Origin of the sequence: Streptomyces sp. NPDC079020, assembly GCF_044542225.1 — a bacterium.
GTDB lineage: Bacteria > Actinomycetota > Actinomycetes > Streptomycetales > Streptomycetaceae > Streptomyces.
The window spans coordinates 452055-462270 of the sequence record NZ_JBITUB010000007.1 but is presented as its reverse complement, the minus strand read 5'-3'; the positions used below and the strand labels follow the sequence as shown (position 1 = coordinate 462270).

Here is a 10216-nt window from a genome sequence, read left to right as displayed (position 1 = left end):
CACCGTCAGGTCATCGGCGAAACGCCGGTCACCGGTCGCGTCGGGCACATACTTCACACAGACAACGATCCTCAAGCTCACGCCGGCTCTCCTACCTGGGTGTGGTTCGTGGAATCGAGATTATGGCACTCAGTACCCTCTGTAAAGGTACGTAGTGCCAAAAGTGTCGTTCCGGTGCTACGTTTCGCCGCATGACCGAGGCGCGCAGACCGGAGAAGAAGGCCCCCATGCGGGAGGTGCTCGCACAGGCGGCTTTCCAGCTCTTCCTGGAGCGCGGATTCGAGCAGACCACGGTGGACGACATCGTGGCGCGGGCCGGGGTCGGACGGCGGTCGTTCTTCCGCTACTTCCCCTCCAAGGAGGACGCGGTCTTCCCCGATCACGAGAGCTGTCTCGCCGGGATGACCGCCTTTCTGGCGGCCGTCGACGACAGCGATCCGGTGGCGGCGGTGTGTGACGCGGCCCGGATCGTGCTGCGGATGTACGCCGCCAACCCCGAGTTCTCCGTGCAGCGTTACCGTCTCACCCGGGAGGTTCCCGGGCTGCGCACGTACGAGCTCTCCGTGGTGCGCCGCTACGAGCAGACGCTGGCCGGTCATCTCCGGGGCCGGTTCGGAGAGACCGGTGACGAGGCGCTGCGGGCCGAGGTGATCGCCGCTTCGGTGGTCGCCGCGCACAACAACGGGCTGCGCCAGTGGCTGCGTTCGGGCGGTGCGGGTGATCCCGAGGCCGCCGTGGATCATGCGCTGGGCCTGGTCCGGGAGGTGTGGGGGAGCCCCGTCGGACGTGCGGCCGAACGTACGGCGGTGGCGTCCGGCGACAACGAGGTGATCGTCATGGTCGCCCCGAAGGGCACCCCGATGTGGCGCGTCGTGCAGCAGATCGAAGCGGTCGTGGGCCAGGGATGAGCCCAAATCAAGGCACTCAGTGCCTTTACGTTCCGGCACTCAGTGCCATATGGTACGGACGCGCCGACGTCGAGGTGCGGCGCGTGCGATCCGAGCGCAGGGGGTAGAGCCGTGTCCCAGTCAGGAATTGGCACCGTCCGGAAGCCGCACGAGGAGTGCGGACTGTCCTACCACCGCTGCCGCTGGTGCGGCACCGCCTCCTTCCGGCGGCTGCTGTGCCCCGTCTGCGCTTCGAGCGACCTGGAACCCGAGCGCAGCGCCGGTGACGGTGTCGTCGTACGGGCCGCGGTCGTGCACCGCTACACGGAGGCGGCGCGCAACGAGTCCCTGGTGCGGTTCTCCGAAGGATTCGTCTTCCGCTGCCGTGTCGTGGGTGTCGCCCCGCACCTGGTGACGGCCGGTGCGCGGGTCCGTCCCGTCGCCGCCGTGGGGGCGGGCGAGGGTGGGGTGGGTGAGGACGATGTCGTCTTCGAACTCTGCGACCCGCCCGCGTGCAACGCCTGGACATGACGCGCCCGCCCGTCGCCCCCGTCGGTTCCGCCGGGTCCGGATTCAGGCCAGCTTCTTGAGGAGTTCGGCGGCCAGCGGTGCGGAGGACGCGGGATTCTGGCCCGTGACCAGGTTGCGGTCGACGATCACGAAGGGAGCCCATGGCTCGCCCTCCTGGAAGTCGGCGCCGATCTCCACGAGGCGGTCCTGGAGCAGCCACTTCGCCCTGTCGGCGAGCCCTGCCTGGCGTTCCTCCGCGTTGGTGAAGCCGGTCAGCCGGTATCCGGCGAACGCGTTGGTGCCGTCCGGGCCGTCCGCCGCGAGCAGCGCGGCCGGGCCGTGGCAGACGACGCCGAGCGGCTTGCCGGACTTCAGGGCGGAAGCGAGCAGCCGGCCGGAGGCGGCGCTGACGGCGAGGTCCTCCATGGGCCCGTGGCCACCGGGGTAGAAGACGGCGGCGTAGGCGTCCAGGTCCACGTCCTCCAGCGCGACCGGCTCCCGCAGCCCGGTGAACGAGTCGAGCGTCGCGGCGACGCGGTCGGCGCCTTCCTGGCCGCCGTTGGCCTCGGGGGCCAGGCTCCCGCGGTCCACGGTCGGTACGACTCCGCCGGGCGTGGCGACGACGACCTCGTGGCCGGCGGCGGTGAACGCCTCGTACGGGGCGGCGGCCTCCTCGGCCCAGAAGCCGGTCGGGTGCTCGGTCCCGTCGGCCAGGGTCCAGTGGTCGGCGCCGGTCAGCACGAGAAGGATCTTTGCCATGTCACATGTCTCCGCGGTCCGGGGTGCAGCTGACGCCTTCGACCGTAGACGGCTCCGGCGCCCGGCGGAGGGCGGGCGCGGCTGATCGGACGGCCTCGGGGGAGCCTTCCCGGAGGAATCGCGCGCCCCCGACCCCTGGCCGTCAACGGGCTGCGGCCGTGCGGCGGACCCCGGGGGGCGGTGTGCCGCCCGGGTGAGGGGGTCGCCCCGGTGGCCGCGCCCGTCCGGGCGGTGCCGGGCATCGGCCCCGGGCGTCGGCGCGTCGGTCCGGCGTACATCGGCTCCGTGCGTCGGCCCCGCACGTACACCGACGGCGAAGCGGCAGCCGCCCCCGACGCGCGACCCGACCAGGAGGCCGGAAAGTGACCACCGCACAGGCCGTCCCCGCACCGCGCGGAAGCGGCGGGAGCAAGGAAGGCGCCGCGCACCCCCCGGTGCTGGAAATCAGCGCCCTGGAACGGCACTTCGCCGCTTCCGGCGGCGGAACCGTCCGAGCCGTCGACGGGGTCTCGATCACCATCGGGCGCGGCGAGGTCGTCGGCCTCGTCGGCGAGTCCGGCAGCGGCAAGTCGGCCGTCGGCCGCTGCGCCGTACGTCTGGACGAACCCAACGCCGGGACCGTCCGTATCAACGGCACGGATGTCACCCACCTCTCCCGCCGCGCCCTGCGACCCCTGCACAAGGACTTCCACCTGGTCTTCCAGGACCCGTCGTCCTCCCTCGACCCGCGGATGACGATCGGCCAGATCATCGCGGAACCCATCAGGCTGCACCGCCGGGCCCGCGGCGCCGCCGTACGGGAACGGGTCGAGCAGCTGCTCGGCCAGGTCGGACTGCGCCCCGAGCACGCCGACCGGCACCCCCACGAGCTGTCCGGCGGGCAGCGCCAGCGCATCTCGATCGCCCGCGCGCTGTCCTGCGACCCCGATCTGGTGATCGCCGACGAACCGACCTCCGCGCTCGACGTCTCCGTCCAGGCGTCCGTGCTCAATCTCCTCGCCGACCTCCAGCGCGACCGGGGCTTCGGCTGTCTGTTCATCACCCACGACCTGGCGGCGGTCGAGTTCCTCGCCGACCGGATCGCCGTCATGTACCTCGGCCAGATCGTCGAACAGGCCCCGACCGCAGAGCTGTTCTCCGCTCCCAAGCACCCCTACACCCAGGCGCTCCTGTCCGCCGCCCCCGTCCCCGACCCGGTGCTCCAGCGCTCACGCGAACGCATCGTGCTGCACGGCGAACTGCCCAGCCCGCTCGACCCTCCGCCCGGCTGCCGCTTCCACACCCGCTGCCCACTGGCCACCGACGGCGGCACCCGGGGCGACACCTGCCACGTCGACATCGTCGACCGCTGGGGCAACATGGTTTCCGCCACCCCGAGCGGCGGCTGGCTCCAGTCCAACCCGGTCGTGCCGGAGCTGGGCTTCCCGCTCGGCACCCGGCTCCAGATGGCCTGGCTGGAGGAGGGGCTGCCGAACTCGCTGACCCCCGGCCGCCGCCCCCGCACCACGCTCACCCCGTCCCTCGCCCTGCGCGACGGCGTCCCCGTCATGGCGTTCGGCACGCCGGGCGGCGACCAGCAGGACCAGTGGCAGCTGCACTTCTTCCTCGCCGTCGCCCTGCGCGCCGAGGTCCGCGGCGGCCTCGACCTCCAGGGCGCCATAGACGCCCCGAACTGGCACAACGACAGTTTCCCCGGTTCCTTCTTCCCGCGCGGCATGCGTCCGGGCAGTGTCACGGTCGAGGAGGGCATGGACCCGGAGGTTGTCGCGGAGCTGCGCCGCCGCGGCCATGACGTCACGGTCGGCAGCGCCTGGTCCGAGGGCCGGATGTGCGCGGTCGCCAGGGACCCGGAGACCGGCGTCCTGTCCGCCGCCGCCAATCCGCGCGGGATGCAGGGGTACGCGGTCGGGCGCTGACCGCCCGCCCGAGGTGCTCCCGGCGGCGCGTGCTTAGCTGGAGTCATGATCGATGACTTTCTGGCCGAGACCGCCGGGGACACCGGGCCGCTGACCGACGTCGAGGCGGCCGTCCGCGCCGCGGCCGCCGCCGAGATCATGCCGCGCTTCCGGCAGCTCGCGGCGGACGAGATCATCGAGAAGAACGGCCCGCACGACCTCGTCACCACCGCCGACCGGCTCGCCGAGGAACACCTCACCGCCTCCCTGACCGCACTGCTGCCCGGATCGGTCGTCGTCGGCGAGGAGGCCGTCCACGCCGACCCGGCGGTGTACGACGCGCTGGGCGGCGACGCCCCGGTGTGGATCGTCGACCCGGTCGACGGCACCCGGCAGTTCGTCCGCGGCGAGTCGGGCTTCTGCACGCTCGTGGCCCTCGCGCACCACGGCGAGGTCCTCGCCTCCTGGACGTACGCCGCCGCACGGGACGAGATGGCCGTCGCGGTACGCGGCCGGGGCGCCACGCTCAACGGAGCGCCGATACGTTCGGGCTCGCCCGCCCCGGACGCCGTCCTGAAGATGGCGATGTCCCACCCCGACTACACCACCGACGCCCAGAAGCGGGCGCTGCTCGGCCTGCGCACCGACGGCATCGGCGCGCGTCCCTGCGGCTCGGCGGGCCTGGAATACCTCGCCGTGGCCCGCGGCGAGTCGGACGCGGTCGCCTTCAACTGGGAGTTCGCCTGGGACCACGCGGCGGGCCTGCTCCTGGTCACCGAGGCGGGCGGCGCCGAGGCCACCCTCTCCGGCGCCCCCTTCCGGATCGCCGGCGGCAACGACCTGCCCTTCACGGCGGCCCGCGACGAGGCCACTGCGGCCCGCATCCTGACCGCGCTGCGCACCGGAGCCTGAGCCGTACCGGCGCCGCCGGACGACCCCGGCCCCGGCCCGGGGCGGACCGTGTCCGGCGGAACGGACCCCGCCTGGCGGGGACGTCCCCGCCACCGCGCTGTCACGCTGTCCGCGGGCCCGAATATCCTGGGCCCTTGCCCACCGGCTGACGAAGGAGTCCCAAGGTGCCGTCGATGCTCGATGCCGTCGTCGTGGGGGCGGGCCCCAACGGACTGACCGCCGCGGCCGAACTGACCCGCCGGGGCTTCGCCGTGGAGGTGTACGAGGCGGCGGAGACCGTGGGCGGAGGCGCCCGCACCGAGGAGCTCACCCTTCCCGGCTTCCGGCACGATCCGTGCTCCGCCGTCCACCCGCTGGGGATCGGCTCACCCGCGTTCCGGGGGATGCCCCTGGCCCGGCACGGACTGGAATGGCTCCAGCCGGAGCTGGCGCTCGCGCACCCCTTCCCGGACGGGACGGCCGCCGTCCTCAACCGGTCGGTGGGGGAGAGCGCGATGTCGCTCGGGCCGCGGGACGCCGGGGCCTACCGCAGGCTCGTCGCCCCCTTCCTCGGCCACTGGGACACCCTTGCCGCCGACTTCCTGCGCACCCCGTGGGACGGACTGCCCCGTGACCCGTACCGGCTGGCCCGCTTCGGCGCGCTCGGGCTGCAGCCCGCGACCTGGCTCTCGCGGCGCTTCGACGGGGACCGGGCCCGGGGGCTCATCGCCGGTCTCGCCGCCCATGCCATAGCGCCGACCAGTGGATTCGCCACCGGGGCCATCGCCCTGGTCTTCGCACTCGCCGCCCACGAGAACGGCTGGCCGGTGCCGCGCGGCGGCTCGCAGGCCATCTCCGACGCCCTCGCCTCCTACGTACGCGAACAGGGCGGCACGATCCGCACCGGCACCGAGGTCAGACGGCTGGACGAACTCCCGCCCGCCCGCTCCTACATCTTCGACACCTCACCGACCGCGATGGCCAGGATCGCCGGACTCGGCGACGCCTACCGCGGCTACCGCTACGGGGCCTCCACCTTCAAGATCGACTACGCGCTGTCGGGCCCGGTGCCCTGGACGGCGCCGGAGGCCCGGCGCGCCGGAACGGTCCACATCGGGCCCACCGCCGGAGAGATCGACACCGCGCTGCGCGCCGCGGTCCAGGGCCGGGACCCGAGCGTGCCGTTCCTGATCACCGCGCAGCCGAGCCTGACCGACCCGTCCAGGGCCCCCGAGGGGCGCCATGTCTTCTGGGTGTACGGGCATGTCCCGGCGGCCTGGGAGGGCGATGCAACCGAGGTCATCGAACGCCAACTGGAGCGGTTCGCCCCCGGGTTCCGTGATCTGGTGCTCGCCCGCGCGGTCGCGGGTCCGCCCGAGCTCGCCGCGCGCAACGCCAACTACGTCAGCGGTGACATCGCCTGCGGGGCGTTCTCCGGACTCCAGACCCTGATCCGCCCCAAGCTCGCCCGTGTCCCCTACGCCACCGCCCACCCGGCGGTCTTCCTCTGCTCATCGGCCACGCCACCGGGCCCCGGCGTGCACGGCATGTCGGGTCACCACGCGGCGAAGGCCGTCTGGCGGCGGCTCCGGGCCCGGTGATCGAGGGTGCGGGGGCGGTGAACGAGGGCGCGGGGTCCGGTGTGACGGCATGATGTCCGCATGAGCACCTCCGAGTCCGAGCCCGAGTCCGAGCCCGAGTCCGAGCCCGTGGCCGTCCGGCTGTTCCGGGGCGACATCACCCGCCAGTCCGTCGACGCCATCGTCAACGCCGCGAATTCCTCGCTCCTCGGCGGAGGCGGCGTGGACGGCGCGATCCACCGGCGTGGGGGTCCGGAGATCCTCGCCGCCTGCCGGGACCTGCGCGCCTCGCACTACGGCAAGGGCCTGGCCACCGGCCGTGCCGTGGCCACCACCGCCGGTCGCCTGGACGCCCGTTGGGTCATCCATACGGTCGGCCCGGTCTTCAGCGGTGTCGAGGACCGGTCCGCGCTGCTGGTCTCCTGCTATCGCGAATCCCTGCGCGTGGCAGCGGAGTTGGGGGCCCGAACCGTCGCCTTCCCGGCGATCTCGACCGGCATCTACGGCTGGCCGATGGACGACGGCGCGCGCCTCGCGATCCGCACGGTGCTGGCGGAGGCCGCGGCACCCGTGGAAGAGGTGCGCTTCGTGCTGTTCGACGCGCACGCGTACGCGGAGTTCGAAGAGGCCCTCGCGAAGCAGGGCTGAGCCGCGACACGGGCTGCGTCGTGACATGGGCTGCGTCGTGACATGGGCTGCGTCGTGACATGGGCTGAGCCGCGACACGGGCTGAGCGTGCCTCGCACGGCACCGTGCCATGTCGCGTGTCGCATGTTGCATATCGCCGGTCCGCACGTCGCATTTCCGCGCAACCGTGATGTCGGATTTCCGCCAGCCCTGCCCTCGGCGGTGACCGATGCTTGAACCATGCACACCGACACCGAGCGCTGCGTGCGGGCCGTCCAGTCCAAGGACGCCCGCTTCGACGGCTGGTTCTTCACCGCGGTCCTGACCACCCGGATCTACTGCCGCCCCAGCTGCCCCGTCGTACCGCCCAAGGTCCGCAACATGGCTTTCTACCCCAGCGCCGCCGCCTGCCAGCAGGCCGGATTCCGGGCCTGCAAGCGGTGCCGGCCGGACACCAGCCCCGGCTCCCCGGAGTGGAACGCCCGCGCCGACTCGGTGGCCCGTGCCATGCGCCTCATCCAGGACGGTGTCGTCGACCGCGAGGGCGTACCGGGGCTCGCGGCCCGGCTCGGCTATTCCGCCCGGCAGATCGAGCGACAGCTCCTCGCCGAGCTGGGCGCCGGGCCCCTGGCCCTCGCCCGTGCCCAGCGGGCGCAGACCGCACGCCTGCTGATCGAGACCACCACGCTCCCGATGGCCGAGGTGGCGTTCGCCGCCGGCTTCGCCTCCGTCCGCACCTTCAACGACACCGTCCGCGAGGTCTTCGCCCTCGCCCCGGGCGAGCTGCGCACCCGGGCCGCCCACGGCCCCGCGGTGTCCGCCGTCCCCGGTGTCATAGCGCTGCGTCTGCCGTTCCGGGCGCCGCTCAATCCCAGCAACCTCTTCGGGCACCTCGCCGCGACCGCCGTCCCCGGGGTCGAGGAATGGCGCGACGGCGCCTACCGCCGTACGCTCACCCTCCCGTACGGCCACGGCACGGTCGCCCTGACTCCGCGGCCCGACCACATCGCCTGCCGGCTCTCCCTCACCGACCCGCGCGACCTCACCCTGGCCATCAGCCGCTGCCGCCGGCTGCTCGACCTGGACGCCGACCCGGTCGCCGTCGACGAGCGGCTGCGCGCCGACCCCCTGCTCGCGCCGCTGGTCGACACGGCCCCGGGGCGGCGCGTGCCGCGCACCGTGGACGGTGCGGAGTTCGCCGTACGCGCGGTGCTCGGCCAGCAGGTCTCCACCGCCGCCGCGCGAACGCACGCGGCCCGGCTCGTCACCGCCCATGGCATCCCTGTCGACGACCCCGAAGGCGCCCTGACGCATCTCTTCCCGACCCCGGAGGCGCTGGCGGAGCTCGACCCGGAGTCGCTCGCCCTGCCGCGCAGCCGCCGCAGGACCCTCACCACACTCGTCGCCGCTCTCGCCGGGGGTTCGCTCCGGCTGGGGTCCGACACCGACCGGGAGCGGACACGCGCCGATCTGGCCGCGCTGCCCGGCTTCGGCCCCTGGACGGTGGAGGTGATCGCCATGCGGGCACTGGGCGATCCCGACGCCTTCCTGCCCACCGATCTCGGCATTCGTCGGGCGGCGGAGCGGCTCGGTCTTCCGTCGACCCCCGCCGCCCTCACCGCGCGCGCCGCGGACTGGCGGCCCTGGCGGGCGTACGCGGTCCAGTACCTCTGGACCGTCGACGACCACCCCATCAACCACCTGCCCGCCTGACCACGAAAGGACTTCTCCCATGTCTGCCGGCACCCCGGTGACCATGTGCCACACGGTCACCGACAGCCCCTACGGCCCGCTGACGCTCGTCGCCACGGACGGTGTCCTGTCCGCCGTCTATATGACGGAGCAGCGTCACCGTCCGCCCGAGGAGACCTTCGGTGTCTCCGACCCGCGCCCGTTCCCGGAGGCGATCCGCCAGCTGGAGGCGTACTTCGCGGGCGAGCTGACGGAGTTCGATCTGCCGCTGCGTCTCGCCGGCACCCCGTTCCAGCGGAGAGTCTGGGAGGAACTGCTGAAGATCCCGTACGGCGAGACCCGTTCCTACGGCGAACTGGCCGAAGCGCTCGGCAAGCCCAACGCCTCCCGGGCGGTCGGTCTCGCCAACGGCAAGAACCCGGTCTCGATCGTCGTCCCGTGCCACCGGGTCATCGGCGCGTCCGGCAGCCTCACCGGATACGGCGGCGGGCTCGACCGGAAGCGGCGGCTGCTCGCCTTCGAGAGCGGCAGGGACAACGACGTGCCGGCGCTGTTCTGATCCGGCGGGCGGGCGGCGGGCCGGTCCGCCCGCCGTCCCCGCAGCCCCGCCGTCCCCGCAGCCCCGCCGTCCCCGCAGCTCCGCCGTCCCCGCAGCCCCGCCGCGTTGGCTTCGTCAGCTGCGTCAGCCGGTGAAGATCTCCACGACCGACCAGATGGCGAGGCCGAGCATGCACAGACCGCCGATGCGCTGAACGGTCTTCAGCGGCACCCGCTTGGCGATGAACCGTCCCGCCAGCAGCGCCAGGGCGGAGACGGACATCAGGGCGGCGGCCGAACCGATCGCCGTGGACCAGGTGCCGTTGCTCGCCGCGAGGTTGGCGGTGGTGATCTGGGTGAGGTCGCCCCACTCGCTGATGAAGACCGCCATGAACGCGGTCGAGTAGACCGGCCAGAAGCCGGTCACCGTCTTGACCTCGCCGTCCTCGTCGTCGTCGCCGCTCCCGCTGCGCAGCAGCATGAACGCGCCGAAGGCGAAGAGCGAGGCCGAGACCAGCTTGACGATCCAGTCGGGCAGCAGTCCGATCAGGCTGCCCGCGCCGACCGCGATGGCCACATGGACGATGAACGCGGACGAGGTGCCGAACCAGACATAGAGGGGACGCATACGCGTACCCATGGCCAGCGAGGCGAACATCGTCTTGTCGGGGAGCTCCGCGAGGAAGATCAGCCCGAAGGCGGTGAGGATCGCCAGGGGGTCGAGATGCATTCCGGGTGGCTTTCTGTGAGAGCCGGGCCCCGGGTCTCCGCGAAGTGCCGTTTCGGGCTTTCGGAGGACCACTCGGCCCGGCATGACGGCAGCGCCCGCAAGGCGCGG

The 10216-nt window shown here is 72.8% G+C and carries 9 protein-coding genes and 2 pseudogenes; 8 read left to right on the top strand and 3 right to left on the bottom strand.

All coding sequences use genetic code 11. The features are described from left to right. Nucleotides 1–81, bottom strand: a pseudogene (locus tag ACIGJO_RS18100) (electron transfer flavoprotein subunit beta); the annotation flags it as partial. A 146-nt stretch (nt 82–227) separates the two neighbouring features. Between ACIGJO_RS18100 and ACIGJO_RS18095 the strand changes: the two are divergent. Beyond that, nucleotides 228–908: a TetR family transcriptional regulator gene (locus ACIGJO_RS18095; protein WP_399959022.1), complete on the top strand. Its 681-nt coding sequence runs from the start codon at nt 228–230 to the stop codon at nt 906–908. Between the two features lie 126 nt (nt 909–1034). Further along, on the top strand, nt 1035–1418 hold the full coding sequence (locus ACIGJO_RS18090) for a hypothetical protein (RefSeq protein WP_399959020.1): 384 nt from the start codon (nt 1035–1037) through the stop codon (nt 1416–1418). 42 nt (nt 1419–1460) lie between these two features. Here the strand turns inward: ACIGJO_RS18090 and ACIGJO_RS18085 are convergent, their stop codons facing one another. Next, nucleotides 1461–2156, bottom strand: a complete 696-nt coding sequence (locus tag ACIGJO_RS18085; RefSeq protein WP_399958977.1) for a type 1 glutamine amidotransferase domain-containing protein — start codon at nt 2154–2156, stop codon at nt 1461–1463. 560 nt (nt 2157–2716) lie between these two features. Between ACIGJO_RS18085 and ACIGJO_RS18080 the strand changes: the two are divergent. The 6 genes and pseudogenes from ACIGJO_RS18080 to ACIGJO_RS18055 all read left to right on the top strand — a co-directional run. Then, nucleotides 2717–4072: pseudogene (locus tag ACIGJO_RS18080) on the top strand (oligopeptide/dipeptide ABC transporter ATP-binding protein); the annotation flags it as partial. A gap of 45 nt (nt 4073–4117) precedes the next feature. Beyond that, nucleotides 4118–4963, top strand: a complete 846-nt coding sequence (locus ACIGJO_RS18075) for an inositol monophosphatase family protein (RefSeq protein ID WP_399958975.1) — start codon at nt 4118–4120, stop codon at nt 4961–4963. Between the two features lie 164 nt (nt 4964–5127). Beyond that, nucleotides 5128–6543 carry a phytoene desaturase family protein gene (locus tag ACIGJO_RS18070; RefSeq protein ID WP_399958974.1) on the top strand — a complete coding sequence of 472 codons (1416 nt, stop codon included), beginning with the start codon at nt 5128–5130 and terminating at the stop codon, nt 6541–6543. A 60-nt stretch (nt 6544–6603) separates the two neighbouring features. Beyond that, on the top strand, nt 6604–7170 hold the full coding sequence (locus ACIGJO_RS18065; protein WP_399958972.1) for an O-acetyl-ADP-ribose deacetylase: 567 nt from the start codon (nt 6604–6606) through the stop codon (nt 7168–7170). Between the two features lie 219 nt (nt 7171–7389). Beyond that, nucleotides 7390–8862, top strand: a complete 1473-nt coding sequence (locus ACIGJO_RS18060; protein WP_399958970.1) for an AlkA N-terminal domain-containing protein — start codon at nt 7390–7392, stop codon at nt 8860–8862. 19 nt (nt 8863–8881) lie between these two features. After that, nucleotides 8882–9400, top strand: a complete 519-nt coding sequence (locus tag ACIGJO_RS18055) for a methylated-DNA--[protein]-cysteine S-methyltransferase (RefSeq protein WP_399958968.1) — start codon at nt 8882–8884, stop codon at nt 9398–9400. A 123-nt stretch (nt 9401–9523) separates the two neighbouring features. Here the strand turns inward: ACIGJO_RS18055 and ACIGJO_RS18050 are convergent, their stop codons facing one another. Then, nucleotides 9524–10108, bottom strand: a complete 585-nt coding sequence (locus ACIGJO_RS18050) for a TMEM165/GDT1 family protein (RefSeq protein ID WP_329946590.1) — start codon at nt 10106–10108, stop codon at nt 9524–9526. Between the last annotated feature and the right edge of the window lie 108 nt (nt 10109–10216).

What these genes read in the sequence shown, in the direction of transcription:
- ACIGJO_RS18065 (WP_399958972.1), top strand. Translation starts at nt 6,604, where the DNA reads ATGAGCACCTCCGAGTCCGAGCCCGAGTCCGAGCCCGAGTCCGAGCCC.
- ACIGJO_RS18095 (WP_399959022.1), top strand. Translation starts at nt 228, where the DNA reads ATGCGGGAGGTGCTCGCACAGGCGGCTTTCCAGCTCTTCCTGGAGCGC.
- ACIGJO_RS18055 (WP_399958968.1), top strand. Translation starts at nt 8,882, where the DNA reads ATGTCTGCCGGCACCCCGGTGACCATGTGCCACACGGTCACCGACAGC.
- ACIGJO_RS18075 (WP_399958975.1), top strand. Translation starts at nt 4,118, where the DNA reads ATGATCGATGACTTTCTGGCCGAGACCGCCGGGGACACCGGGCCGCTG.
- ACIGJO_RS18085 (WP_399958977.1), bottom strand. Translation starts at nt 2,156, where the DNA reads ATGGCAAAGATCCTTCTCGTGCTGACCGGCGCCGACCACTGGACCCTG.
- ACIGJO_RS18060 (WP_399958970.1), top strand. Translation starts at nt 7,390, where the DNA reads ATGCACACCGACACCGAGCGCTGCGTGCGGGCCGTCCAGTCCAAGGAC.
- ACIGJO_RS18050 (WP_329946590.1), bottom strand. Translation starts at nt 10,108, where the DNA reads ATGCATCTCGACCCCCTGGCGATCCTCACCGCCTTCGGGCTGATCTTC.